26 protein-coding genes and 3 pseudogenes are annotated in these 25,508 nt (G+C 73.1%); 23 read left to right on the top strand and 6 right to left on the bottom strand.

Annotated features, from left to right (window positions below):
• The first annotated feature begins 142 nt into the window (after positions 1-142).
• From COO58_RS21465 to COO58_RS21445, 5 genes are all read left to right on the top strand, one after another.
• Complete coding sequence (locus tag COO58_RS21465; protein ID WP_098746948.1) at positions 143-427, top strand: GlsB/YeaQ/YmgE family stress response membrane protein; 285 nt, start codon at positions 143-145, stop codon at positions 425-427.
• A gap of 222 nt (positions 428-649) precedes the next feature.
• Positions 650-1,942 carry a sugar ABC transporter substrate-binding protein gene (locus COO58_RS21460; RefSeq protein ID WP_098746946.1) on the top strand — a complete coding sequence of 431 codons (1,293 nt, stop codon included), beginning with the start codon at positions 650-652 and terminating at the stop codon, positions 1,940-1,942.
• Positions 1,939-2,931, top strand: a complete 993-nt coding sequence (locus COO58_RS21455) for a carbohydrate ABC transporter permease (RefSeq protein WP_098746945.1) — start codon at positions 1,939-1,941, stop codon at positions 2,929-2,931. Before COO58_RS21460 ends, COO58_RS21455 begins: the two co-directional genes overlap by 4 nt.
• A complete protein-coding gene (locus COO58_RS21450; protein ID WP_091572020.1) occupies positions 2,928-3,758 on the top strand; it encodes a carbohydrate ABC transporter permease in 831 nt (276 codons plus the stop codon). The genes COO58_RS21455 and COO58_RS21450 overlap by 4 nt, the downstream gene beginning before the upstream one ends.
• A gap of 16 nt (positions 3,759-3,774) precedes the next feature.
• A complete protein-coding gene (locus COO58_RS21445) occupies positions 3,775-4,410 on the top strand; it encodes an MOSC domain-containing protein (RefSeq protein ID WP_091572024.1) in 636 nt (211 codons plus the stop codon).
• A gap of 15 nt (positions 4,411-4,425) precedes the next feature.
• Here COO58_RS21445 and COO58_RS21440 read toward each other — a convergent pair whose 3' ends face one another.
• Entirely contained in the window at positions 4,426-5,286 is an 861-nt protein-coding gene (locus tag COO58_RS21440) for a hypothetical protein (protein ID WP_176558927.1), read from the bottom strand.
• Between the two features lie 137 nt (positions 5,287-5,423).
• A complete protein-coding gene (locus COO58_RS21435; RefSeq protein ID WP_091577083.1) occupies positions 5,424-6,209 on the bottom strand; it encodes an enoyl-CoA hydratase family protein in 786 nt (261 codons plus the stop codon).
• Positions 6,210-6,228: 19 nt separating this feature from the next.
• Here COO58_RS21435 and hemW point away from each other — a divergent pair, with 19 nt between their 5' ends.
• The gene (hemW, locus tag COO58_RS21430; RefSeq protein ID WP_176558953.1) at positions 6,229-7,452 is read left to right on the top strand and encodes a radical SAM family heme chaperone HemW; all 1,224 of its coding nucleotides are present in this window, start codon (positions 6,229-6,231) and stop codon (positions 7,450-7,452) included.
• Positions 7,453-7,495: 43 nt separating this feature from the next.
• Here hemW and COO58_RS21425 read toward each other — a convergent pair whose 3' ends face one another.
• Complete coding sequence (locus COO58_RS21425; protein WP_091572031.1) at positions 7,496-8,137, bottom strand: DUF4870 domain-containing protein; 642 nt, start codon at positions 8,135-8,137, stop codon at positions 7,496-7,498.
• A 176-nt stretch (positions 8,138-8,313) separates the two neighbouring features.
• On the opposite strand from COO58_RS21425, the gene hrcA reads away from it, so the two are divergent.
• The 3 genes from hrcA (at position 8,314) to COO58_RS21410 (ending at position 11,291) form a co-directional block, all read left to right on the top strand.
• A complete protein-coding gene (gene hrcA, locus COO58_RS21420; protein ID WP_098746941.1) occupies positions 8,314-9,336 on the top strand; it encodes a heat-inducible transcriptional repressor HrcA in 1,023 nt (340 codons plus the stop codon).
• Between the two features lie 73 nt (positions 9,337-9,409).
• Complete coding sequence (gene dnaJ / locus COO58_RS21415; protein WP_172968077.1) at positions 9,410-10,555, top strand: molecular chaperone DnaJ; 1,146 nt, start codon at positions 9,410-9,412, stop codon at positions 10,553-10,555.
• A gap of 1 nt (position 10,556) precedes the next feature.
• Positions 10,557-11,291 carry a 16S rRNA (uracil(1498)-N(3))-methyltransferase gene (locus COO58_RS21410; RefSeq protein WP_098746937.1) on the top strand — a complete coding sequence of 245 codons (735 nt, stop codon included), beginning with the start codon at positions 10,557-10,559 and terminating at the stop codon, positions 11,289-11,291.
• Between the two features lie 108 nt (positions 11,292-11,399).
• On the opposite strand, the gene COO58_RS21405 is transcribed toward COO58_RS21410, so the two are convergent.
• The gene (locus tag COO58_RS21405) at positions 11,400-12,161 is read right to left on the bottom strand and encodes an SDR family NAD(P)-dependent oxidoreductase (protein ID WP_091572048.1); all 762 of its coding nucleotides are present in this window, start codon (positions 12,159-12,161) and stop codon (positions 11,400-11,402) included.
• Positions 12,162-12,237: 76 nt separating this feature from the next.
• On the opposite strand from COO58_RS21405, the gene COO58_RS21400 reads away from it, so the two are divergent.
• The 10 genes and pseudogenes from COO58_RS21400 (at position 12,238) to COO58_RS21365 (ending at position 20,682) form a co-directional block, all read left to right on the top strand.
• A complete protein-coding gene (locus COO58_RS21400; protein ID WP_091572052.1) occupies positions 12,238-12,588 on the top strand; it encodes a histidine triad nucleotide-binding protein in 351 nt (116 codons plus the stop codon).
• Between the two features lie 2 nt (positions 12,589-12,590).
• A complete protein-coding gene (locus tag COO58_RS21395; RefSeq protein WP_098746935.1) occupies positions 12,591-13,967 on the top strand; it encodes a serine hydrolase in 1,377 nt (458 codons plus the stop codon).
• 133 nt (positions 13,968-14,100) lie between these two features.
• Positions 14,101-14,839, top strand: a pseudogene (locus COO58_RS30950) (PhoH family protein); the annotation flags it as partial.
• Positions 14,840-15,054: 215 nt separating this feature from the next.
• A pseudogene (locus tag COO58_RS30945) lies at positions 15,055-15,603 on the top strand (LAGLIDADG family homing endonuclease); the annotation flags it as partial.
• 261 nt (positions 15,604-15,864) lie between these two features.
• Positions 15,865-16,230: pseudogene (locus COO58_RS30940) on the top strand (PhoH family protein); the annotation flags it as partial.
• A gap of 19 nt (positions 16,231-16,249) precedes the next feature.
• Complete coding sequence (gene ybeY, locus COO58_RS21385) at positions 16,250-16,723, top strand: rRNA maturation RNase YbeY (RefSeq protein WP_091572065.1); 474 nt, start codon at positions 16,250-16,252, stop codon at positions 16,721-16,723.
• Complete coding sequence (locus COO58_RS21380) at positions 16,699-18,108, top strand: hemolysin family protein (protein ID WP_176558952.1); 1,410 nt, start codon at positions 16,699-16,701, stop codon at positions 18,106-18,108. Before ybeY ends, COO58_RS21380 begins: the two co-directional genes overlap by 25 nt.
• Positions 18,101-18,487 carry a cytidine deaminase gene (locus tag COO58_RS21375; protein ID WP_091071324.1) on the top strand — a complete coding sequence of 129 codons (387 nt, stop codon included), beginning with the start codon at positions 18,101-18,103 and terminating at the stop codon, positions 18,485-18,487. Before COO58_RS21380 ends, COO58_RS21375 begins: the two co-directional genes overlap by 8 nt.
• Complete coding sequence (gene era, locus COO58_RS21370; protein ID WP_091572072.1) at positions 18,484-19,380, top strand: GTPase Era; 897 nt, start codon at positions 18,484-18,486, stop codon at positions 19,378-19,380. Before COO58_RS21375 ends, era begins: the two co-directional genes overlap by 4 nt.
• Positions 19,381-19,530: 150 nt before the next feature.
• Positions 19,531-20,682, top strand: a complete 1,152-nt coding sequence (locus COO58_RS21365) for an acyltransferase (RefSeq protein ID WP_098746934.1) — start codon at positions 19,531-19,533, stop codon at positions 20,680-20,682.
• Here the strand turns inward: COO58_RS21365 and COO58_RS21360 are convergent.
• Positions 20,669-21,487 (bottom strand): DUF4097 family beta strand repeat-containing protein, encoded by an 819-nt coding sequence (locus tag COO58_RS21360; RefSeq protein ID WP_245666160.1) that lies wholly within the window; start codon positions 21,485-21,487, stop codon positions 20,669-20,671. The two genes, COO58_RS21365 and COO58_RS21360, sit on opposite strands and share 14 nt — an antisense overlap.
• A gap of 102 nt (positions 21,488-21,589) precedes the next feature.
• Between COO58_RS21360 and recO the strand changes: the two genes are divergently transcribed.
• The 4 genes from recO (at position 21,590) to COO58_RS21340 (ending at position 23,910) form a co-directional block, all read left to right on the top strand.
• Complete coding sequence (gene recO / locus COO58_RS21355) at positions 21,590-22,465, top strand: DNA repair protein RecO (RefSeq protein ID WP_098746932.1); 876 nt, start codon at positions 21,590-21,592, stop codon at positions 22,463-22,465.
• Positions 22,462-23,274: an isoprenyl transferase gene (locus tag COO58_RS21350; RefSeq protein WP_091572084.1), complete on the top strand. Its 813-nt coding sequence runs from the start codon at positions 22,462-22,464 to the stop codon at positions 23,272-23,274. Before recO ends, COO58_RS21350 begins: the two co-directional genes overlap by 4 nt.
• 67 nt (positions 23,275-23,341) lie before the next feature.
• Positions 23,342-23,527 (top strand): hypothetical protein, encoded by a 186-nt coding sequence (locus tag COO58_RS21345; protein ID WP_098746930.1) that lies wholly within the window; start codon positions 23,342-23,344, stop codon positions 23,525-23,527.
• 131 nt (positions 23,528-23,658) lie between these two features.
• Positions 23,659-23,910, top strand: a complete 252-nt coding sequence (locus COO58_RS21340) for a thioredoxin reductase (RefSeq protein ID WP_091572091.1) — start codon at positions 23,659-23,661, stop codon at positions 23,908-23,910.
• Between the two features lie 3 nt (positions 23,911-23,913).
• Here the strand turns inward: COO58_RS21340 and gndA are convergent, their stop codons facing one another.
• Positions 23,914-25,356 carry an NADP-dependent phosphogluconate dehydrogenase gene (gene gndA / locus COO58_RS21335; RefSeq protein ID WP_098746928.1) on the bottom strand — a complete coding sequence of 481 codons (1,443 nt, stop codon included), beginning with the start codon at positions 25,354-25,356 and terminating at the stop codon, positions 23,914-23,916.
• Positions 25,357-25,508 lie beyond the last annotated feature (152 nt).

Below are 25,508 nucleotides of genomic sequence, written 5' to 3'. Positions count from 1 at the left end.
TTGGGGGAGAAACCCCAGCTCACTGCCCGTCCGAACAATTAGTCACCGAAGTCGGTTTGGATTTTTGGCGGGTCGGGAACCTATCGATCACGACAGTGAACACACGACATCGTGTGACTTGATCCGAAGGAGGAGGGCGACCATGGAGCTCACCGTTTGGGGCATCATCACCGCGCTGGTCGTTGGTCTGATCGTCGGCGCGCTGGGCCGGCTGGTCGTGCCGGGCCGGCAGAACATGCCGATGTGGCTGCACATGCTGATCGGCGTCGGCGCCGCGCTGCTGGGCACGATCGTCGCCCGGGCCTCCGGCTTCGCCGAGACCGCCGGCATCGACTGGCGCGAGCTGATGCTGCAGGTGCTCTTCGCCGCCATCGCCGTCGCCCTGGTGGCCGGCGTCGGTCGTCGGCGCAGCGTCTCGCGTTACTGACCCCCGCACCACAGCGCTCGACGGGCGCCCGGCCACCGGCCGGGCGCCCGTCCGCGTACGCCCCCTCTGAGCTGCCCGGACGGCACCCCTGCCGGCCGGGCGTCCGGCTGCGATACGGTCGCCTCGGCCGCCCGCCGCGAACACCCCCTGTTGTAAAGGAAATTTTCCTACTAAGGTGCGGCGGAGAAGGTTAGTGCCAAACGGCCCTGAGGGAGATATGGCGTGAACAGGTGGAAGCGGCTGGCTCCGGTCACCGCCATCGTGGCGTCGGCCGCGCTGGTGCTGACCGGTTGCGGTGGCTCCGGCGACGACGACAAGGCCGCCGACAACAGCAAACTGACGGTCTGGATGATGGGTGAGGGCGGCGACGCCCAGACCGCGTTCCTCGACACGGTCGAGGCGGAGTTCAAGAAGAAGCACCCCGAGACCGACGTGGTGGTGCAGTACATCCCCTGGCTCGAGGCGCCGAAGAAGTTCCAGGCCGCGCTCGCCGGTGGGGAGGGCCCCGACGTCACCGAGCTGGGCAACACCGAGACCCAGGGCTGGGCGGCGCAGGAGGCGCTCGCCGACGTCACGGACAAGTTCAACGGCTGGTCCGAGGGCAAGGACATCCTGCCCGACCTGGTGAAGAACGCCCAGCTCGACGGCAAGCAGTACGGCGTCCCGTGGTACGCCGGCGTGCGCGCCGTCTACTACCGCACCGACTGGTTCGCCGAGGCCGGCGTGAAGCCGCCGACGAACTGGGACGAGATGATCGCCGCCGCCAAGGCCGTCCAGGCCAAGAAGCCCGGCACCTACGGCATCGCCCTGCCGGGCAACTCCGAGCTGCCGTTCTACTCCTTCCTGTGGGGGGCCGGCGGCGAGATCGCCACCAAGGAGGGCGACACCTGGAAGTCCGGCTACAACACCCCCGAGGCGCAGAAGGCGGTCAAGTTCTGGACCGACCTGGTGACCGTGCACAAGGTCGCCCCGCCCGCCGCCGCCGGCTGGAACGAGGTCGACGCCCGGACCCAGTTCGCCACCGGCAAGGCCGCCATGGCCTTCGCCGGTAGCTGGCAGGGCGGCGCGATGAAGAAGGACAACCCCGACATCGAGAAGGTGTGGGGCACGTTCCCGATCCCCGGCCCGGACGGCAAGGCCGCCCCGGCGTTCGCCGGCGGGTCCGACATCGCGGTCTGGAAGGACAGCGAGCGGCAGGCGCTGGCCTGGGACTACATGACCGTGCTGCTGAGCAAGCAGAAGGACCAGGAGTTCGCCAGCAGCCTCGGCTTCTTCCCGGTCTACAAGGACCTGGTCAGCGGCGGCAACTACGCCGACGACAAGGTGATGGCCGCGTTCGCCACCGCCATCCAGAACACCAAGCTGACCCCGCTCACCCCCAAGTGGGTCGAGGTCAGCCGGACCAAGACGGTGACCCAGGCGATGAACAGCTCGGTCATCAAGGGCCAGAAGACGGTCGAGAAGGCAACCGCCGACGCGGCCACCGAGATGGAAAGCATCCTCAACGCCAAGTGACCACGCTGACCGAGGCCACCGACGAGGCCGCCGTGCGGGAGAAGACCCCCGCGCGGCGGCCCCGCCGAAAGGTGGACCGCCTCCCGTACCTGCTGCTCCTGCCCTGCCTGGCGATCATCGCCGTGCTCCTGCTCTGGCCGCTCGGCCAGGTCGTGATGATGTCCTTCTACAAGTTGGACAGCGTCCGGCAGCTCCGGGGGGACCGCGAGTGGCCGTGGGTCGGCCTGGCCAACTACGCGCAGATCCTCGGCGACCCGTTCTTCCGTACGGTGTTGCGCAACACCGTGCTGTTCGCGGTCGCCAACGTGGCCCTCACCATGGTGCTGGGCACCCTGGTCGGGCTGCTGCTCAACCGGCTGGGCAAGAAGATGGCCACGTTCGTGGCGAGCTGCGTGATGCTCGCCTGGGCCACCCCGGCGCTCACCGGCACGATCGTCTGGAAGTGGATCTTCGACGACACGAGCGGGCTGGTCACCTGGCTGTTCAACAAGCTCCCGGACGGGCTCTCCACGACACTGTTCGGGCGCAGCGACTGGACCGGCTACGGCTGGTTCAACGACCCGCTGATGTTCTTCGGCATCCTGACGCTGGTGGTGGTCTGGCACTCGTTCCCGTTCATCGCGGTGAGCGTGCTGGCCGGGCTCAAGAGCGTGCCGACCGAGCTGCAGGAGGCGGCCCGGGTCGACGGCGCCGGACCGTGGAAGGTGTTCTGGTCGGTCACGTTCCCGATGCTGCGGCCGGTCTTCGGCATCCTCGTGGTGCTCTCCACGATCTGGGACTTCAAGGTCTTCACCCAGCAGTTCGTGCTGGCCGGCGGCACGCAGGACCGCTCGACGTTCATGCTGTCGATCTACTCGTACGCGGAGGCGTTCTCGCCACCGCCCAAGTACGGCCTCGGCTCGGCCATCGCCGTCATCCTCACCGTGATCCTGCTCGTGGTGACCGCCCTGTACGTCCGCATGGTGCTCAAGCAGGAGGACGAGTCGTGAAGAAGATCGCCCTCAACGGTGCCGGCCTGCTGGTCGCGCTCTTCGCCGCGTTCCCGGTCTACTGGATGGTGGCGACCTCGCTGAAGCCCAACCGGGAGATCTTCTCGTCCACGCCGCGCCCGGTGCCGGCGGAGCCGACGCTGGAGCACTACCGGGAGATCCTCACCGGCAACCTCATCCCCGGCGTGACGTTCGTCGACTTCTTCCTGAACAGCGTGCTGGTCGCGGTGGCCACCGTGCTGCTGAGCGGTCTGGTCGCGCTGCTCGCCGCGACCGCGGTGGCCCGGTTCCGGTTCAAGCTGCGCACCAGCTTCCTGATCCTGCTCCTGGTGGTGCAGATGATCCCGCTGGAGGCGCTGGTCATCCCGCTGTTCCTGATGATCCAGCGGCTCGGCCTCTACAACACGCTGCCCAGCCTGATCCTCACCTACCTCGGCTTCTCGCTGCCGTTCGCGGTCTGGATGCTGCGCGGCTTCGTCGCCGCGGTGCCCAAGGAACTGGAGGAGGCCGCCGCGATCGACGGGGCCAGCCGGGCCCAGACGTTCCGCAAGGTGCTCTTCCCGCTGGTCGCACCCGGCCTGGTGGCGACCAGCATCTTCTCCTTCATCACCGCGTGGAACGAGCTGATCTTCGCGCTGACCTTCATCAACGACCAGGAGAAGTACACCCTGCCGGTGGCGATGACGTTCTTCTTCGGTCGGGACGACACGGCCTGGGGCTCGGTCATGGCCGCGTCCACGCTGTTCACCCTGCCGGTGATCGTGTTCTTCCTGCTGGTCCAGCGTCGGATGGTCTCCGGCCTGGTCGCCGGCGCGGTCAAGGGCTGAGCCTAGGCTGATCGCCATGACGGGCAGGCTGGTGGCGGTGAACCTCGGCACGGTCACCGAGGCGGAGTGGGCGGGCGACGCGAGCGGTCGCAGCGGCATCGACAAGCGTCCGGCCGAGGGCCGGGTGCCGGTCACGGCCGCCGGGCTGGCCGGCGACTTCATCGGCGAGCCGGCCCACCACGGCGGCCCCGACCAGGCGGTCTACGCGTACGCCGAGGAGGACGCCGCCTGGTGGGCCGCGGAGCTGGGGCGGCAGCCCCGCCCGGGCGTCTTCGGGGAGAACCTCAGCACCTGGGCCGTGGACGTGACCGGCGCGGTCGTCGGCGAGTGCTGGGCGGTCGGCTCCGCGTTGCTCCAGGTGACCAAGCCGCGCACGCCGTGCCGGACGTTCGCCGGCTTCTGGGGCGTACCGGACCTGATCAAGCGGTTCACCCTGCGGGGCGCGCCCGGCGCCTACCTGCGGGTGCTGCGCGAGGGTGAGATCGGCGCCGGCGACCCGGTCGAGGTGGTCGACCGGCCGGCGCACGGGGTGACCGTCGGCGAGGTGTTCCGCGCGACCACGCTGGAGCCGGAGCTGCTGCCCCGCCTGCTCGACGCGCCGGAACTGCCCGGGCCGCTGCGGGAGAAGGTCCGCCGCCGGCTCGCCGGCTGACCGGCGCCGGCCGGATCACGTCGCGGCGAAGACCTCGGCCAGCACCTGCGTGGCCGGGTCACCCTTCACCCGGTCCCAGGTGCCCTGCTCGGCCGTCCACTCCAGGTTCGCGAAGCGGACCCGCTTCACGCCGTGGTCGTCGGCGTGCGACACCAGCCAGTGCGCGTAGCGCCAGCCGTCGCGGTCGTCGCCGGCCGGCACCGTCAGCCCGGTGAGGTCGGTCCCCGCGGTCAGCCGGGGCAACCCCCAGTCGAGCGTGAGCCCCTCCAGCAGCGCACTGGCGGCGGCCGGGCCGCGCATGGTCGGCGTCGAACCGACGGTGCAGGCCACCGCGCCGGTCGCCTCACCCAGCAGGGCGCGGGTCAGGACCTGCGACTCGTCCGCCCACTTCTGGTACGCCTCGGGGTAGGCCGACCGCTGCACCCGCTGGGCGGCCTCGGTGACCCGCATCCGCTCCCAGCCCCTGACCTTCTTCAACGCGGCGTAGAACTTGTTCGCCGCGTAGCGCGGGTCCTGGATCTCCTCCGGCGTGCCCCAACCCTGGCTCGGGCGCTGCTGGAACAGGCCCAGGGAGTCCCGGTCGCCGTGCGCGATGTTGCGCAGGTGCGACTCCTGGTAGGCGGTGGCCAGCGCCACCACCACCGCCCGCTCGGGCATCCGGCGCTGCACGCCGATGGCCGCGATGGTGGCCGCGTTCGCCATCTGGTCGGCGCCGAGCACCACCTCGCCGTCGGCCTGCACCGTGCAGGTCCGGCTGGCCACCGGCAGACGCAGGTGGTGACCGAACTGCTTGGTGACGAACCAGATCGCGAGCAGGGCCAGCACACACACCGCCACACCAGATGCCACGATCGCCGCTCGCGTCCGCACCCGCACCCCCAGTCCCGACAGTCCGACCAGCGTACGTCGGCCACCTCACCTCCCGGCTCGGCCGACCGGCTGTCTCACCCCGGCGTCACCGGGCCGCCACGTACCGCGCCGATGTGGCCGCCGGTGAGCGGCGCTCCCGCCCCTCAGTCTCCGGCCGGCACCCACGACGCGGGACGCTTCTCCCGGAACGCCAGGACCCCCTCGCGCCCTTCGTCGGAGAGGAAGTACCCGGTGGAGAGCGCCGCCAACTCGGCGATCTCGGCCCGCAGGTCGGTGGCGGCCGGGCGGCGCAGCAGCTCCTTCGCCCCGGCCAGGGCACGAGGCGCCCCCCTGACCAGGGAGGCGCAGTACCGCTCCACGGCGGCGTCCAGCCCGTCCGCCGGCACCGCGGCGGTGACCAGGCCGATCTCGGCGGCCCGCCGGCCGTCGAAGGTGTCCCCGGTCAGGTACAACTCGGCCGCCGCCCGGGGGCTCAGCCGGGGCAGCACGGTCGCCGAGATCACCGCCGGGATCACCCCGATCCGCACCTCGGTGAACGCGAACGTCGCCTCCTCGGCGCAGACCGCCAGGTCGGCGGCCGCGATCAGGCCCAGCCCGCCGGCCCGGGCCGGCCCGGCGACCCGGGCCAGCACCGGCTTCGGGCACTCCCGCACGGCGACCAGCACGTCGCCGAGCATCCCGGCGGGCACGGTCCCGCTCGCGTACGCGGCGGCGGTCTCCTTCAGGTCGGCGCCGGAGCAGAAGACCGGACCGGTGTGGTCCAGCACGATCGCCCGGACCGTGTCGTCGGCGACCGCGGCGGCCAGCCCGGCCAGCAGCTCGGTCATCAGCGCCGTGGAGAGCGCGTTGCGGTTGTGCGGGCTGTCCAGGGTGAGGGTGGTCACCCCACGGGCCGTGGCGACCCGCACGAGAGCGTCCGGAGAGGTCATGCCGGGCACACTAGTGGCCATGCCCGGCGTCCTTCCAGAAGGCGAACCCGTCCCGCGCGACGGCTCGCTGCCCGCCGCCGCCCGCCGCGCCGTCGGCGCCCGCGGTTTCGGCGTGTACGTGCACGTCCCGTTCTGCGCCAGCCGGTGCGGCTACTGCGACTTCAACACGTACACCGCGTCGGAGCTGGGCGGCGGGGCGAGCCGGGAGACGTACGCCGACAGCGTGCTGGCCGAGCTGGCGCTCGCCGCCCGGGTGCTCGGCGACACGCCGCCGCCGCGGGTCGACACCGTCTTCGTCGGCGGCGGCACGCCCACCCTGCTGCCCGCCGACGACCTGGCCCGGATCCTCGACGGCATCGACCGCACCTGGGGGTTGGCCGTCGACGCCGAGGTGACCACCGAGGCCAACCCCGAGTCGGTCACCCCGGAGTCGCTCAAGACGCTGCGGGCCGCCGGCTACACCCGCATCTCGCTGGGCATGCAGTCCGCCGCGCCGGGGGTGCTCGCGGTGCTCGACCGCCGGCACAGCGCCGGTCGGGCCACCGCCGCCGCCCGGGAGGCGCGCGACGCCGGATTCGACCACGTCAACCTGGACCTGATCTACGGCACGCCGGGGGAGACGGCCGAGGACTTCGCCGCCTCGCTGGCGCAGGTGGTCGAGGCGGGGGTGGACCACGTCAGCGCGTACGCCCTGATCGTGGAGGACGGCACCCGGCTGGCCGCGCGGATGCGCCGGGGTGAGCTGCCGTACCCCTCCGACGACGTGGCGGCGGACCGCTACCTGGCCGCGGAGGAGGCGCTCGGCGCGGCCGGCTTCTCCTGGTACGAGGTGTCCAACTGGGCCCGCTCGGCGGCGGCGGCGTGCCGGCACAACCTGCTCTACTGGACCGGCGCCGACTGGTGGGGCCTGGGCCCGGGCGCGCACAGCCACGTCGGCGGGGTGCGCTGGTGGAACGTCAAGCACCCGACCGCGTACGCGGCGCGGCTGGCCGAGGGTGCGTCACCGGCGCTGGCCCGGGAACGGCTGACGCCCGACGAGCAGCACATGGAGGACGTGATGCTGCGGGTGCGGCTCGCCTCCGGGCTGCCGCTGGGCGTGCTCGACGAGGCCGGCCGGGCCGGCGCCGAACGGGCCCGGGACGCGGGGCTGCTGGACGCCGGGGCGTACGCGCGGGGCCTGGTGGTGCTGACCCTGCGCGGCCGGCTGCTGGCCGATGCGGTGGTCCGCGACCTGCTGCCCTGACCGGCGCCGGCCGGCCCCGTCGCCCGGGACCGGCCGGAGCGGATCACTTGATCAGGCTGGCCGACATCGGGTAGCGGTAGAGCTGACCCTCGTTGGCCTTCACCCCGGCCAGGATGCCGAAGACGATGCCGACGATCATGGCGCCGAAGCCGATCACCAGGCCGATCAGGATGCAGGTGAGGATCCAGCCGACCAGCGCGATGACCGACCAGATGAGCTGGAAGTTGAGCGCGGCGATCGCGTGCGCCCGGACGGTGGGCGACTGGTTGCCCCGGGCCAGCAGCGCCACCAGCGGCGCGATCCAGCCCAGCACGCCGCCACCGATCAGCATCCCGGCGGCGCCGCCGAAGTGCGCGACCAGGGCCCAGGTCTTGTCGTCGTTGTTGGCGTAACCGGCCGGCGGGCCGTAGCCGCCGCCACCGGGGTAGCCGGCGCCGTAGCCCGGCGCGCCGCCGCCCGGCGGGGGATAGCCACCCGGCGGCGGGTAGCCGCCGCCCGACGGGGGTTGGCCGCCCGGGGGCGGATAGTCACCGGGCGGGGGATAGCCGCCCGCCGCCGGTGCCCCGGACAGTGGTGCGGTGGGCGGCTCACCGGCGGGCGAGGAGCCGTAGGGCGCCGACGGCGCGGTCGGGTCGGGCTGGGGGCCGGGGTCCCCCGCTCCGGGAGGGCGAGGAGGTTCAGTCATGCACGTCACGGTAGGTCCCGCCGGCAAGTGGCACCAGGGCTGTTCGGCCCCGGCGCGTCGACGGAGGGCGGTGGGGCGCACCGGAGGTCCGTCGCTGATCATCGCGTCGGCGGGGGTGCCGACGTAGACTGGCACTCGCTACAGTCGAGTGCCAGCCGCGTCAGGAGGTGGGGGACATGGGTCTCGACGACCGGAAGCTCGCCGTGCTGCGCGCGATCGTCGAGGACTACGTCGCCACGCAGGAGCCGGTGGGCAGCAAGGCCCTGGTCGAGCGGCACCAGCTCGGCGTCTCGCCGGCGACCGTGCGCAACGACATGGCGGTGCTGGAGGAGGAGGGCTACATCCGGCAGCCGCACACCAGCGCCGGCCGGGTGCCCACCGACCGTGGCTACCGCCTCTTCGTCGACCGGCTGTCCCGGGTCAAGCCGCTCAGTCCGGCCGAGCGGCGGGCGATCGAGCGCTTCCTGGTCGGCGCCGTCGACCTCGACGACGTGGTGCACCGCACGGTCCGGCTGCTCGCCCAGCTGACCCGGCAGGTCGCCGTGGTGCAGTACCCGAGCCTGGCCCGCTCCAAGGTGCGCCACCTGGAGCTGGTGCCGATCTCCACCACCCGGCTGATGGTCGTCATGATCGCCGACACCGGGCGGGTCGAGCAGCGGCTGGTCGAGCTGCCCGCCCCGGTGCCCGCCGACGACGTCACCGCCCTGCGCCGGCTGGTCAACGAGAAGCTGGTCGGCTGCCAACTGGCCGAGACGCCGCCGCTGGTGCAGGCGCTGGTCGAGGAGTCCGCGCCCCAGCTGCGCCCGGCCATGACCACGCTCTCCACCGTGCTGCTGGAGACGCTCGTGGAACGGCACGAGGAGCGCATCGCGCTGGCTGGCACGGCCAACCTCACCCGCGGTGGCCTGCTCGACTTCCAGGGCTCGCTGCGCCCCATCCTGGAGGCGCTCGAGGAGGAGGTCGTGCTGCTCAAGCTGATCGGCGAGACGGAGCCGAGCACCACCCGGGTGCTCATCGGCGACGAGAACGAGATCGACAACCTGCGGGCCGCCTCGGTGGTCAGCACCGGCTACGGCCCGGGTGCCACGATCGTGGGTGGGCTCGGCGTGCTCGGGCCGACCCGGATGGACTACCCCGGCACCATCGCCACGGTGAGGGCCGTGGCACGCTACGTGGGCGAACTGCTGGCCCAGAACTGACCAGTCAGGGCCGACGGCCGGCCTCGGCCGACGACCGGCGTGACGCGAGACGAACATGAGGACACCGAACGCAGTGGCCAGGGACTACTACGGCATTCTCGGCGTGAGCCGGGACGCCTCCGACGACGAGATCAAGCGCGCCTACCGCAAGCTGGCGCGGCAGTACCACCCGGACGTGAATCCGGACCCGGAGGCACAGGAGAAGTTCAAGGACATCAACGCCGCGTACGAGGTCCTCTCGGACGACCGGAAACGGCAGATCGTCGACCTGGGTGGCGACCCGCTCGCCCCGGGCGGCGGGGGCGCCGGCGGTCCGGGTGGTCCCGGTGGCGCCGGCCCGTTCGTCGGCTTCCAGGACATCATGGACGCGTTCTTCGGCGGCGCGGCGGGCGGCAGCCGGGGTCCCCGGCCGCGCACCCGTCCGGGTGCGGACGCGATCCTGCGGCTGGAGCTCGACCTCAACGAGACCGCGTTCGGCGTCGAGGCGCCGATCACCGTCGACACCGCAGTGCTCTGCACCACCTGCTCGGGCGCCGGCACCGCCGCCGGCACCCACCTGGCCACCTGCGAGGCGTGCGGCGGTCGGGGCGAGGTCCAGTCGGTGCAGCGCACGTTCCTCGGCCAGGTGGTCTCCGCCCGCCCCTGCACCGTGTGCCAGGGCTACGGCACCACGATCCCGCACCCCTGCCCGACCTGCGCCGGCGACGGCCGGGTGCGCACCCGTCGCTCGCTGACCGTCAAGATCCCGGCCGGGGTCGAGGACGGCATGCGGATCCGCCTGGCCCAGCAGGGCGAGGTCGGTCCGGGCGGCGGCACCGCCGGCGACCTCTACGTCGAGATCCACGAGCGGCCGCACGACGTCTACTCCCGCAAGGGCGACGACCTGCACTGCCGGGTCACCGTGCCGATGACCGCCGCCGCGCTCGGCACCCGGTTGACCATCAAGACGCTCGACAGCGAGGAGACCGTCGACGTCAAGGCGGGCACCCAGCCCGGCAGCACCCTGCGCCTGCGCGCCCGGGGCGTGCCGCACCTGCGCGGCACCGGTCGCGGCGACCTCTACGTCCACCTGGACGTGCGGACCCCGACCAAGCTCGACGCCGACCAGGAGCGGATGCTGCGCGACTTCGCCAAGACCCGGGGCGAGGAGGTCGCCGAGCTGACCAAGCAGGGCGGCTTCTTCTCCCGGATGCGCGACGCCTTCAACGGGCACGCCTGAGGTGTCCGCCCCGCTGTTCCTGGTCGAGGCGCTGCCCACCGGTGACACGCTGACGCTGGACGGCCCGGAGGGGCACCACGCGGCCACCGTGCAGCGGCTGCGCGTCGGCGAGGAACTGCTGCTCGCCGACGGCCGGGGCGGCACCGCCGCCGCGGTGGTCACCGCCGTCGGCCGGGGCACGCTCGACCTGCGGGTCACCACCCGGGGGTACGCGGACGCGTGCGTCCCCCGGCTGGTGGTGGTGCAGGGCATCGCCAAGGGCGACCGGGGCGAGCTGGCCGTGCAGGCGATGACCGAGGTGGGCGTGGACGAGATCGTGCCGTGGGCGGCGTCCCGCTCGGTCGTGCAGTGGCGCGGCGACCGGGGCGTACGGGCCCGGGAGAAGTGGGCGGCCACCGCCCGCGAGGCCGCCAAGCAGGCCCGCCGACCGTGGCTGCCGGTGGTGGCGGGAGCACCTGACGAGTCCACCGGCACGGTCACCCGACGGATCGCCGGCGCGGCGGCCGCCTTCGTGCTGCACGAGGAGGCCGAGGAGCGGCTGACCACCGCCGAGCTGCCGTCGACCGGCGAGATCGTGCTGGTGGTCGGCCCCGAGGGCGGCATCGCCGACGCCGAGCTGACCGCGTTCACCGACGCCGGCGCCCACCCCGTCCGCCTGGGCCCCTCGGTGCTCCGCACCTCCACGGCCGGCGTGGCCGCCCTCTCCGTCCTCTCCGCCCGCCTGACCCGCTGGTAACCCCCACCCACCCACCCCACCCCGCCGATCTTGCGGTTCGTGCCCCGGCAAAGGCGGTGAAACGCCCAGGACGAGGGCCGCAAGTGCAAGATCGCGGGAAGGGGTGGGTCAGGTGCGGAGGTAGGAGGCGCCGTTGAGGTCGATGATGGTGCCGGCGGCCCACTCCGCCTCCGGGGAGGCCAGCCAGTGCACGGCGGCGGCGATCTCCTCCGGGCGGGCCACCCGGTGGAACGGGGACTGGGCCCGGACCGCGTCGCCGCGCTCGCTCTTGAGGTGCTCGTTGGTCATGTCCGTCTCGACGAAGCCGGGAGCCACGCAGGCCACCCCGATGCCGTACGGGGCCAGCGCCACCGCCAGCGACTGCGCCATCGCGTTCATCCCCGCCTTGCTCGCGCCGTACGCCGGGTTCGCCGGCTCACCGCGGAACGCGCCCCGGGACGAGACGTTCACGATCCGGCCGCCCCGCTCCCGCATGTGCTGGGCGGCGCACCAGGCCGCGTTCGCGGCGCCGACCAGGTTGGTGTCGAGCACCTCCCGCCACCGCGCCCGCCACTGCTCGTAGCTGCTGCCGAAGACCGGGTGCGGCGGGTCCGCCGGGCCGAAGACACCGGCGTTGTTGACCAGCACGTCGAGGCCCCCGAGCAGTCGGGCCGCCTCGTCCACCATGACCCGGACCGCGTCCGGGTCGGCCAGGTCGGCGCGGACCACCACGTGCCCGTCGCCGGGCAGCTCCACGCGCAGCGCCTCGGCCAGCTCGGCGGAGTCCCGGTGGTGGATCGCCACCCGGTCCCCGCCGGCCGCGAACGCCCGCGCGACCGCCCGCCCGATGCCCCGCGAGGCCCCCGTCACCAGCACCGCCCGTCCCGCCATGCCGGCCATCCTGCCGCACCGCGCCGAGGGGCCGGCCGGGGCCCCGTCGGTCACCGCCCCTCCCTAGACTGCGGCGATGGGAGTCGACTGCCTGTTCTGCCGGATCGTCGCCGGGGAGATCCCGGCCACCATCGTCCGTGAGACCGCCACCACCCTCGCCTTCCGGGACATCGACCCGAAGGCGCCCACCCACGTGCTGGTGATCCCCAAGGAGCACTACGCGGACGTGGCCACGCTCGCCCAGGGCGACCCCGGGCTCGCCGGCGAGGTGCTCCACACCGCGGCCGTGGTGGCCGAGGAGGAGGGCCTGACGGTGGACGGCTTCCGGCTCATGTTCAACACCGGCCCGTACGGCGGCCAGGAGGTCTTCCACGTGCACGCCCACCTGCTCGGTGGCGCGCCGCTCGGCCCGATGCTCTGCCGGTGACCATGACCGGGATCTCCGACCGGCTCGACCGGATGGTGCGGCAGGCGCAGGCGAAGGGCCGGATCCCGGCGGTCTCGGCGGCCCTGCACCGGGCCGACCGGCCGCTCTGGACCTGCGCGGTGGGTGGCACCGGCAACGACACCCCGCTCGACGCCGAGACGGTCTTCCGGATCGGCTCGGTCACCAAGACCTTCACCGCGACGCTGGTCCTGCAGTGCCGCGACGACGGGCTGCTCGACCTGGACGACCCGATCGGGCGGCACCTCGACCTCGCCGCGCACGGCGAGCTGACCGTGCGCCGGCTGCTGTCGCACACCGCCGGCCTGCAACGCGAGCCGCACGGCGACGTGTGGGACAGCCTGCGCGCGCCCGCCGTCGACGAGCTGCTGGCGGACCTGGCCCGGGTCGAGCGGGTGCTGCCCACCGGCCGGCGGTTCCACTACTCCAACCTCGGCATGGCGTTGCTCGGCGAGCTGGTCGCCCGGCTGCGGGGTGGCTCCTGGACCGAGGTGCTCGCCGAGCGGGTGCTCGACCCGCTCGGGTTGACCGCCACCGGCGTCCGGCCGGGGGAGCGGGCGGCGACCGGTTTCCTGGTCGACGAATACTCCGACGAGGCGCACCCGGAACCGCCCACCGACTTCGGCGCGGTGGCGCCGGCCGCCCAGTTGTGGAGCACCGCGCCGGACATGGCGCGCTGGGCGGCGTTCCTGGCCGACCCGCGGGCGCTGGACCCGGCCGGCGCGGTCCTCGCCCCGGCCACGGTCGAGGAGATGCGCTGGCCGCTGACCACGACCGACGAGTCGCTCTGGGCGGCCGGGTTCGGGCTGGGGCTGATCCTGGTGCCGCAGCCGGCCCGGGTGACCCACGTGGGGCACGACGGCGCGATGCCCGGCTTCCTGGCCGCCGTCTACGGCCGGCGCGGCGGGGACGGCACCCCGGGCGCGATGGGCGCCGCGGTGCTCGGCTCGTCCGGCGCCGGGGTGGAGGTGTTCGACCTGGTGCACGACCTGCTCGCCGCCGCCGCCGAGCACGACCCGGCGGAGATCGAGCCGTGGCGCCCCGGTCCACCCGCGCCCGACCACCTGCGCGGGATGCTGGGCCGCTGGTGGGGCGAGGGCTTCGAGTACGTCTTCTCCTGGCACGACGGCGCGCTGCGGGCCCGCGGCGCGGGCGACCCGGCCGGTAAGCCCTCGGCGGTGTTCGCGCCGCTGCCGGACCGGCCGGACGTGTTCCGCACGGTCTCCGGCCGGGAGGTGGGCGAGCTGCTCCGGCTGACCCGGGACGAGAAGGGCGTGGTGGTCCGGATGCACTGGGCGACCTACCGGTTCACCCGCCGCCAGGAGACCTTCGACGGCTACGACTTCCGGGTCGGCGGCTGAGCGCCGGAGCACCGGAAATGGACGCGGTGCGTACGGTGCCGACCCGATACGATGGGAGCAACCGTACGCCGCGCCAGCAGGGCCCGGCGCCGAGATCGGAGAGCAGGTGGCGCAGGGCCCGACGGCCCGACCTATGACCGGCACCCCACCTCCCGGCCCGCCCCGCGTGCAGACCAGGATCACGGTCCCCGACCAGAAGATCATGGTTAACCTGCTCGGCGCGGGTGACGAGATCCTGCGACTCGTCGAACGCTCGGTCAACAGCGACGTCCACGTGCGCGGCAACGAGATCACCATCACCGGCGCGCCCGCCGACAACGCCCTCGCCGAGCGCCTCTTCAGTGAGCTGCTCGAACTGATCGAGAAAGGCGAGACCCTGACCACAGACGCCGTCCGGCGTACCGTCGGCATGCTCGAGCAGGGCAGCGCCGAGCGGCCCGCCGAGGTCCTGACGCTCAACATCCTCTCCCGGCGCGGCCGCACCATCCGTCCCAAGACGCTCGGGCAGAAGAAGTACGTCGACGCGATCGACGCGCACACCATCGTCTTCGGTATCGGCCCGGCCGGCACGGGCAAGACCTACCTGGCCATGGCGAAGGCCGTCCAGGCGCTCCAGGCCAAGCAGGTCAACCGGATCATCCTGACCCGGCCGGCCGTCGAGGCGGGCGAGCGGCTGGGCTTCCTGCCCGGCACCCTGAACGAGAAGATCGACCCCTACCTGCGCCCGCTCTACGACGCGCTGCACGACATGCTCGACCCGGAGTCCATCCCGAAGCTGATGGCCGCCGGCACGATCGAGGTCGCCCCGCTGGCATACATGCGCGGGCGGGCGCAGCCCTACGACGCGCGGGTGCTGACCCCGGAGGGGTTCCGGCCGTTCGGGTCGCTCCAGGTCGGTGACCTGGTCATCGGTTCCGACGGCACACCCACCCCGGTGATCGGCATCTATCCGCAGGGCCCGAAGCAGGTCTACCGGGTCACCACGCAGGACGGGGCGTCCACGCTCTGCTGCGGGGAGCACCTGTGGACCGTCGCCACGCCGGACGACAAGCGTCGCGGGCGCCGGCGGACGATCGAGACCCAGGAGATGATCGGCAAGGAGTGGCGGGGCCACACCCGCCGCTACGAGCTGCCGCTCGTCGCGCCGGTGCAGATGGAGCCGCGGGCCGTCCCGCTCGACCCGTACGCGCTCGGGCTGCTGCTGGGTGACGGCGCCTTCTCGTCGCGAGCGACGCCGGCCTTCTGCACCGCCGACCCGGAGTTGGCGGCCGCGTTGGAGGAGTCGCTGGTCGACATCCAGCTGGTCCGCAAGAACGACTACGACTACGTCCTTCGGCACGTCAACGGGCACCGTGGCGGCGTGATCGTCGTCAACCCGGTGACGGCGGCGCTCCGTGAGCTGGGCCTGGCGGGAGCGAAGTCGGGCGCGAAGTTCGTCCCCGAGGTGTACCTGAACAACAGCGTCGGCGTCCGGCTGGCGGTCCTGCAGGGGCTGCTGGACACCGACGGCGGTCCGGTCGTCCAGGCCGGGCGTGCCTGTCGGGTGCAGTACACGACCACCTCCGCGCGGTTGGCGGACGACGTCGTGCACCTGGTCGAGTCGCTCGGCGGGGTGGCGACGGCCCGGGTCCGTGAGGCCGAGGGTCGCAAGCCGGGTCTGGCGATGGGCCGGCCGGTGCCGTACCGTGCCGACGCCTACGTCGTGGAGATCAGGCTGCCGGCCGGTGTCGCACCGTTCCGGCTGTCGCGCAAGCGCCGGACCTACGACGAGCGCGGCGGTGGCCGGCCGATGCGGTTCATCGACTCGATCATCCCGGCCGGGGTGCAGGAGACGATGTGCATCCAGGTCGCGGCGGCGGACTCGCTCTACGTCACCGACGACTTCCTGGTCACCCACAACACCCTGAACGACGCGTTCATCATCCTGGACGAGGCGCAGAACACCACGCCCGAGCAGATGAAGATGTTCCTCACCCGGCTCGGCTTCGGTTCCAAGATCGTGGTCACCGGTGACGTCACCCAGGTGGACCTTCCGGGCGGGACGACCAGCGGCCTGCGCGTGGTCCGGGAGATCCTGAACAACGTCGAGGACGTGCACTTCGCCCAGCTCTCCAGCTCGGACGTGGTCCGCCACAAGCTGGTCGGCGACATCGTCGACGCGTACGCCCGCTGGGACGCCGAGCGGGAGAACCAGCAGGCGCAGAGCGTGCACGCCGTGCCGGGGCGGACCGCCCAGGGCGGCCGGGCCGGCCGGCGCCGCTAACCACCAGAGGAAGACAGAGTTGTCCATCGAGATCGCCAACGAGTCCGGTGTCGAGGTCGACACCGACGCCGTGCTCGCCGTGGCCCGGCACGCCCTCGACGAGATGGGGGTCAACCCCCTCGCCGAGCTGTCCGTGCTGCTGGTCGACATCGAATACATGTCGGAGCTGAACCACCGCTGGATGGGTGGCGACGGTCCGACCGACGTGCTCGCGTTCCCCATGGACGAGGGCAGCGTCGACCACGGGCCGGGGGAGAGCGCCCCGGCCGGCGGCGAGCCGGCCCTGCTCGGCGACATCGTGCTCTGCCCGGAGGTGGCGGCCAAGCAGGCGGCCGCCGCCGGGCACTCCGCCGCCGACGAGCTGCACCTGCTCACCGTGCACGGCGTGCTGCACCTGCTCGGCTACGACCACGCCGAGCCCGAGGAGGAGCGGGAGATGTTCGGTCTCCAGGCCCGGCTGCTGGCCAGCTGGCGGTCGACCCGGTCGCGGTGATGGTCACCCTGGCGGCGGTCGGCGCTCCGGCCGACCTGCCCGATCTTCAACTCCTGGTCTTCGCGGCCGGGCTGGTGGTGCTCGCCGGCCTGATCGCGATGACCGAGGCGGCGCTGGCCGCGGTCTCCCCGGCGCGCGCCGCCGAGTCGGCCCGGGACGGCGCGCGCGGCGCGCGCGCCCTCCAGGCGGTCGCCGGTGACGTGGTACGTCACCTCAACCTCCTGCTCCTGCTGCGCCTGCTGGCCGAACTGACCGCGACCACGCTGGTCGCGCTGGTGGCGGTGGACACGTTCGGCGCCGGCTGGCGGGCCGCGCTGGTGACCGCCGGCGCGATGACCGTGGTGAGCTTCGTGGTGGTGGGGGTGGCGCCGCGCACGCTGGGCCGGCAGCACGCGTACGCGGTGGGCCGGGCGGTGGCGCCGCTGGTGCGCTGGCTGGGCCGGGCGTTGAACCCGCTGGCCTCGCTGCTGATCCTGATCGGCAACGCGGTCACCCCGGGCAAGGGCTTCCGGGAGGGGCCGTTCGCCACCCAGGTGGAGTTGCGTGAGCTGGTCGACCTGGCCGAGCAGCGCGGCGTGGTGGAGCACGGCGAACGCCAGATGATCCATTCGGTGTTCGCGCTCGGCGACACCATCGCCCGGGAGGTCATGGTCCCGCGCACCGAGATGGTGTGGATAGAGGAGAGCAAGACGCTGGCGCAGGCGCTGGCGCTCTTCCTGCGCTCCGGTTTCTCCCGCATCCCGGTGATCGGGGAGAACGTCGACGACGTGCTCGGCGTGCTCTACCTGAAGGACCTGATCCGGCGTATCCAGGGCGACCGGGGCGCGCGGGAGATGCCGGTGGCCGAGCTGATGCGCCCGGCGACGTTCGTGCCGGAGTCCAAGCCGGTGGACGACCTGCTCTCCGAGATGCAGGCGGCCCGCAACCACCTGGTGATCGTCGTCGACGAGTACGGCGGCACCGGCGGGCTGGTCACCATCGAGGACATCCTGGAGGAGATCGTCGGCGAGATCACCGACGAGTACGATGTCGAGCGCCCACCGGTCGAGCACCTGGCGGACGGGGCCGTGCGGGTGACCGCCCGGCTGCCGGTGGAGAATCTGGGCGAGCTGTTCGACACCGAGCTGCCCACCGACGAGGTGGAGACGGTCGGTGGCCTGCTCGCCCAGGCGCTCGGTCGGGTGCCCATCCCGGGCGCCGAGGCCGAGGTGTCCGGCCTGCGGCTGATCGCCGAGGGCACCACCGGCCGGCGCAACCGGATAGACACCGTGCTGGTGAGCCGGGCCGAGCCGGGCGCCGCGTCGGAGGGCGCGGGGCGCGGCGAGCAGTCCGAGTCCCGTGGCAACAACAACCGTTCCGAGGAGAGGCAACCAGCCGATGCCTGAGTCAGCCGCCGTGCCGGCCGCACTGCCCACCCCCGCCGATCCGGCCGAGCTGAGCGCCGAGGACGGCAAGCTCGTTGTCCTGGCCCGGGGCGCGCGGGGCCGGGTGGGGGCCGTGGAGGGCGCGGCGGTCCGCGACCAGGACGGCCGGACGTACGCGGCGGCCAGCGTGGCGCTGCCGTCGCTGACCCTGACCGCGCTCCAGTTGGCGGTGGCGTCGGCGGTGGCGGCCGGCGCGAGCCGGCTGGAGGCGGCGGTGGTGGTGACCGAGGCGTCGACGCTGGACGGGGCCGGGCACGCCGCGGTGCGTGACCTCTCCGCCGACGCGCCGATCCACGTGGCGGCGCCGGACGGTGCGGTCCTCGGCACGGTGGTCGAGTGACCACGTCCCAGGAGCGTCCCTACCGGGCCGGTTTCGCCTGTTTCGTCGGTCGGCCGAACGCCGGCAAGTCGACGTTGACCAACGCGATCATCGGCACCAAGATCGCGATCACCTCGAACAAGCCGCAGACCACCCGGCACATCATCCGGGCCGTGCTGCACCGGCCGGAGTCCCAGCTCGTGCTGGTCGACACGCCCGGCCTGCACCGTCCCCGCACGCTGCTCGGCGAGCGCCTCAACGACCTGGTCCGGGAGACCTGGAGCGAGGTCGACGTGATCGGGCTCTGCGTCCCGGCGAACGAGCCGGTCGGTCGGGGTGACCGGTTCATCACCGGCGAGCTGGCCAGCCTGAAGGCCACGGTGCTGGCCGTGGTGACCAAGACCGACCTGGTCGACAAGAAGCGGCTGGCGGAGCAGTTGCTGGCGGTCAGCGAGCTGGGCGAGTTCGCCGCCGTGGTGCCGGTGAGCGCGGTCTCCGGGCACCAGGTGGACACGCTGGTGGACGTGATGACCGGCTACCTGCCGGAGTCGCCGCAGCTCTACCCGGACGACATGCTCACCGACGACCCGGAGCAGGTGCTGGTCGCCGAGCTGGTCCGGGAGGCGGCGCTGGAGGGGGTCCGGGACGAGCTGCCGCACTCCATCGCCGTGGTGGTCGAGGAGATGATCGCCGAGGGCAACCTCACGAAGATCTACGCCGACCTCTACGTGGAGCGGTCGAGCCAGAAGGCCATCGTCATCGGGCACCGGGGCAGTCGACTCAAGCACGTCGGCACCACCGCCCGACGGCAGATCGAGGAGCTGCTCGGCACCCGGGTCTACCTGGACCTGCACGTCCGGGTGGCGAAGGACTGGCAGCGCGACCCGAAGCAGTTGCGCAAGCTCGGCTTCTGACCGGGGCCGGGGCGCGCCCCGGTCCCGGATGATCCGGATCAGTCAGTCCTATGGGACATCTCACGTTCCACGGACGTCCGTGGCTGTTTCGCGGCTCGCCGGAGCAGGGTAGGGAACCATGTCCCCGCCCCCGGACACGGCTGCGAGCTGATGCGAAACCGCTACCTCGACCTGCTCCGTTTCCTGGCCATCGTGCGTGTCGTCACCTACCACGTCACCGGCTACGCCACGCTCACGCTGGTGTTCCCGGCGATGGCGGTGATGTTCGCGCTGGCCGGGTCGCTGATGGCCGCCTCGCTGGACCGCACCGGGGTGCCCGCCGTCGGGCGCCGCCTGCGCCGTCTGCTGCCCTCGCTCTGGGTGCTCGCCGCGGTCTTCGTGCCGGCCATGCTGCTCACCGGGTTGCCGCTCACGCCGAAGGTGCTCCTCTGGCTCTTCCCGATCAGCGACCCGCCGGCCAACTACTGGGGCGGGCTGGCGCTGAGCCCGATCTGGTACCTGCGGGACTACCTGTGGTTCGTGCTCGCCTCGCCGTTGGTGCTGTGGCTGTTCCGCCGGGCGCCGCTGCCCACGCTGGCCGCCCCGTACGCGCTGCTGGCGGCGATCGAGTTCGGTGTGCTGGCGAACCCGCCGGCCGTGCTGCGGGAGTTCGGCCTCTACTTCGGCGCGTGGCTGCTCGGCTTCGCCCACCACGACGGTCTGCTGCGGCGCATGCGCAACCGGGTGCTGCTGCCGGTCGCCGGGGTCCTCGGCGCCGCCGGCCTGGCCTGGATCGCCACCCACCCGGGTCCGCGCGGCTACGACATCAACGACATCCACCTCGGCAACGCGCTCTGGTCGGCCGCGTTCATCCTGGTGGCGATCGGCCGCGCGCCCACCGGCGCCGACTGGGTCGACCGGGTTCCGGCGCTCGGCCGCGCGGTGACGGTGGTCAACCGGCGGGCGCTGACCGTCTACCTCTGGCACATGCCGTTCGTGGTGGCGCTCACCCCGCTGGTCGGGCTGGTCGGCTGGTCGTCGCGTGACCCGGTCGGCCTGTGGCTGCGGGTGGGACTGGTGTTCGTGCTGGTCGGCGTGGTGACGCTGCTGGTCGGGTGGGTCGAGGACCTGGCCGCCCGGCGTACCCCGGAACTGGTTCCCGGCGGGACCCGGCGGACCGTGGCCGACCGGGCGGCGGCCGCCCCGGCCAGCCCGGCCCCCGCGGGCGCGGCGGGCGGACTGGTCGGCGCCGGGGTCCGGGTGCCGACGCCCCGCGACGGCGAGCGCGTCGCGGAGGGCGCCCGCTGGCTCAGCGCGCGGTGACGGTGACGTTGCCGCTGGTGGCGGAGACGTCGAGCAGCACCGACGCGCCCGGGTCGTTGGTCACGGTGACCTCCGTGTCACCGGACTTCGCGTCCGCCCGCACCCGGTAGCGGCCGTCCGGCACGACCAGGTCGACGTCCCCGCTGGTGGCGTGCAGCCGGGCCGGCGCGGGCTGGTCCAGCTCGACGGTGAGGTTGCCCGAGGTGGCCTCCGCGTCGATCGCGGAGGTCAGCCGGCGGGCCTCGATGTCGCCGGAGCGCGCCCGCAGCCGCACCGGGTGGGTCGCCTCCACCAGCCGGATGTTGCCTGAGCTGGTCGCGGCGCGGACCTCACCGGTCGCCCCGCTGACGGTCAGGTCGCCGGAGCTGAGCGTGAACTCGACCGCGCCGACCCCGCTGAGGTCGACGTTGCCGGAGCCGGTGCCGCCGCGCACCGCGACGCCGGGTGGCGCCGTCACCTCCCAGGAGATGCTGCACCGCTGGCCGCAGTCGGTGGGCAGCACCAGCTCGTCGCCCCTGATCTCGTACCGGCTGTTCGGCTCGCCGCCCTGGTAGCGGACCACCCGCTTGATCCGTACCTGGTCGGCCGGGCCGTTGGCGCGGACCATCACGTCCCCCGACCCGCCGTCGTCGACGGTGATCCGGGCGATCTTCGTCCGCTCGGTCTGGTCGTAGTCGAGCCGGCGGAACGACAGGGTGTCACACCCGGCGAGGACGATCAGCGTGGTGGCCGCGGTCGCGGCCACCACCCCACGCGGCGATCGGAGAGCGGTGCGCGGCCGGAACGCCGTTCGGAGCGAAGCCATGGCCAGCACACTAGGGCCGGCCGGGCGGCCGACACATCGGGGATCGCCCGCCGGCGCACCCCGAGCCGACCCTGAGATCGCACCCCGAGGGAGAATGGCCTGATGGCCGGATACCGCCGACAGCTCTACCGCGACGACGCGGTGGTGCTGCGCGTGCAGAAGCTGGGCGAGTCCGACCGGATCATCACGCTGTTCACCCGCCGGCACGGCCGGTTGCGCGCGGTGGCCCGCGGCGTCCGGCGCACCTCCAGCCGGTTCGGCGCCCGGCTGGAGCCGTTCGGGCACGTCGACCTCCAGCTCGCCGGTGACCCCAAGGGCAACCAGGGCAGCTCGCTGCACACCGTCAGCCAGGTCGAGGCGATCGAGCTGTACGGCAAGCGGTTCCTCGGCGACTACCCCCGCTACACGGCGGCCAGCGCGATCGCCGAGACCGCCGAGCGGCTGACCCCGGTCGAGCGGGAACCCTCGCTGCGGCTGTTCCAGCTCACCCTCGGCGCGATGAAGTCCCTCGCCCGCGGCGACCACGCCACCACGCTGGTGCTCGACGCCTACCTGCTGCGGGGCATGGCGTTCGCCGGCTGGGCGCCCGCGCTGAGCGCGTGCGCGGTCTGCGGCGAGCCGGGCCGGCACCGCGCGTTCTCGGTGCCGGCCGGCGGCGCGGTCTGCCCGGACTGCCGACCCCCCGGCGCCGCCCACCCCGCGCCGGCCACGCTGGCGCTGATGTCCGCGCTGACCACCGGCGACTGGGCGTACGCCGACGCCGCCGACAACGGCGTCCGCCGGGAGTGCAGCGGGCTGGTCGCGGCGCACCTCCAGTGGCATCTGGAACGCGCGCTACGCTCGCTGCCGCTGGTCGACCGGGGTGGCCCGGCGACCGGCGCGGTCCCGCCGCCGGACGGGGCGGGACCGGGTGTGGTCCCGCCGCGCGCCGGCTCCGGGCCCGCAGCCGCCGGTGTGAACAGGGAGATGACCGAGTGATCCGATCGACGAGGGCGCGCCGCCGCGAGCCGGTGCCGCCGACCCCGCACCCGTCCGGCGCGCGCCCGCCGGCGTTGCCCGCGGGCGCGCTGCCCCGGCACATCGCCATCGTGATGGACGGCAACGGCCGCTGGGCCAAGGAGCGCGGGCTGCCCCGCACCAAGGGGCACGAGCAGGGCGAGCACAGCCTCTTCGACACCATCGAGGGCGCGATCGAGCTGGGCATCCCCTACCTGTCGGCGTACGCGTTCTCGACCGAGAACTGGCGGCGCTCGCCGGACGAGGTCCGCTTCCTGATGGGCTTCAACCGCGACGTCATCCGCCGCCGCCGCGACCAGCTCGTCGACCTGGGCGTGCGGGTGGTCTGGTCGGGGCGGGCCGGGCGGCTCTGGAAGAGCGTGATCTCCGAGCTGCAGACCGCCGAGGAGATGTCCCGCGACAACTCGACGCTGACGCTGCAGTTCTGCGTCAACTACGGCGGCCAGGCGGAGATCGCCGACGCCGCCGCCGCGATCGCCCGTGACGTGGCCGCCGGCAAGCTGCACCCGGACAAGGTCACCGAGAAGACGGTGGCCCGCTACCTCTACCACCCCGAGGTGCCCGAGGTCGACCTGTTCCTGCGTCCCTCCGGCGAGCAGCGCATCTCCAACTTCCTGCTCTGGCAGACCGCCTACGCCGAACTGGTCTACCTGGACACGCTCTGGCCCGACTTCGACCGCCGTCACCTCTGGTACGCCTGCGAGCTGTACGCCCAGCGCGACCGCCGCTTCGGCGGGGCGCTGCCCAACCCGGTGGCCCCGGGAGTCTGAGGTCACGCTTAGCGACGCGCCGCGCTGGGTACGGGTATCCACAGCAGCCAACGCGGAGGTGAACCACATGATTCAGAAGCGGATCGCGCAGTGGGCGGTCATGGCGGTCGCCGTGCCGCTGGCGGCGGCCGGCGCGCGCCGGCTCAGCCACTCCCTGGAGGCCCGTCGTGGCCCGACCGGGGTGAGCCGCCTGCTGACCAAGGGCGCCGACATGATCCGGCCGCAGAAGGCCAAGCGGCGCCGGTTCTTCTGACCCCGACGGCCGGCCCCGTGCCGGCCGTCCCGCGGACGCCCCGCATCCGGCTTTCCGGCCGGATCGCGGGGCGTTCCGCTTACGATCGGCGCAGGGCGCGCCGCCGGGACGCGCCGCCACGGGGGTGGATGATGCGCGATCTCCGGTACGAGATGACGGCCGCCCTGGCCGGCGCCGACCTGGTGGAGCCGAGCCGCCGCGAGGCGGTCGCCGAGCTGTGCGCCGGGGTGGCCGAGCGCTGGTGCGCCGACGTCGGGCACACCCCGGCGGTCCGCTCCGGCGAGATCGGTGAGCTGGCCGCCGGTGAGCCGGCCGCCGACTGGGCCCCCGAATCCGGGTCGGCTCCGGCCCACCGCCGTCCGTCGCCCGAGCGGGCGTGGTGAGGCTCAGGCCTCCACTTCGGATCGGTCGCCCGCCCAGCGGGTGTGGAACGAGCCGTCCCGGTCCACCCGGTGGTAGGTGTGCGCGCCGAAGTTGTCCCGCAGCCCCTGGATCAGGGCGGCCGGCAGCCGCTCGGCGCGCAGCGCGTCGAAGTAGGCCAGCGACGACGCGAAGGCCGGGGCCGGCACACCCGCGCGGGCCGCGTCGGCCACCACCCGCCGCCAGGCCGGGACCCCGGCGCTGACCCGGTCGGCGAACCAGGGGGCGACCAGCAGCGTCGACAGGTCCGGCTCGGCGTCGTACGCCTCCCGGATCCGGTCCAGGAAGCGGGCCCGGATGATGCAGCCGCCGCGCCAGATGGTGGCCGTGCCACCCAGGTCGATGTCCCAGTCGTACTCCCGGCTGCCGGCCCGGATGTGGTCGAAGCCCTGGGCGTACGCGACGATCTTGCTGGCGAGCAGCGCCCGGCGGACGTCCTCGACGAACGCGTCCCGGTCGTCGACCTGCCACTTGTCGCCGGCGTCGGCGAACACCCGGCGGGCGGCCTCGCGCTGGTCGGCGTGCCCGGACAGCGACCGGGCGAATGTGGCCTCGGCGATGCCGGTGATCGGGATGCCGAGGTCCAGCGCGCTCTGCACGGTCCAGCGGCCGGTGCCCTTCTGCTCGGCCTGGTCGAGCACCACGTCCACGAACGCCCGGCCGGTGGCGGCGTCGGTGTGGCCGAGCACGTCGGCGGTGATCTCGATGAGGAAGGACTCCAGCTCGCCGCCGTTCCACTCCCGGAAGATCTCCGCGATCTCCGCCGGGCTCGCCGACAGGCCGGCCCGCAACAGGTCGTACGCCTCCGCGATGAGCTGCATGTCGGCGTACTCGATGCCGTTGTGCACCATCTTCACGAAGTGCCCGGCGCCGTCCGGGCCGATGTGCCGGCAGCAGGGCGTCCCCTCGACCTGCGCGGCGATCTTCTCGAAGATCGGGCCCAGCTTGCGGTAGGACTCCGCCGAGCCGCCGGGCATGATGCTCGGGCCGCGCAGCGCGCCCTCCTCGCCGCCGGAGACGCCGGTGCCGACGAAGTGCAGCCCGTGCGCGCGCAGCGTCTCCTCCCGACGGCGGGTGTCGGCGAAGTGCGCGTTGCCGCAGTCGACGACGATGTCCCCCTCCTCCAGCAGCGGGACCAGCTCGTCGATCACGGCGTCGGTCGGCGCGCCGGCCTTCACCATCACGATCACCGCACGCGGCCGCTCCAGCGAGCCGACGAAGTCGGCCAGCGACTCGGACGGCACGAAGGTGCCCTCGTCGCCGTGCTCGGCGACCAGGCTGCGGGTGCGTTCCGGCGAGCGGTTGTGCACCGCCACGGCGAAACCGTTGCGGGCCAGGTTCCGGGCCAGGTTGCGACCCATCACCGCCAGACCGGTGACCCCGACCTGCGCCGTCGCCTGTTGTGCCATGCGTACCGCCACCTCTCGTCCTCGCTGCCGTGCTGCGACCGTATCGCGGTCGCCGGGGGAGTGGGCCGGGACGTCGACGCCGGGTGAGTGGCCGGTGGCGGTGCGTTCTGCGGTAATTCGGATGCGCGACCGGTTCGGGGCGGGATAGCCTT

It is taken from the genome of Micromonospora sp. WMMA1996 (assembly GCF_002573675.1).
Lineage (GTDB): Bacteria > Actinomycetota > Actinomycetes > Mycobacteriales > Micromonosporaceae > Micromonospora > Micromonospora sediminicola.
The sequence above is the reverse complement of the archived record's forward strand: the minus strand, read 5'-3'. Positions and strand labels throughout refer to the sequence as shown.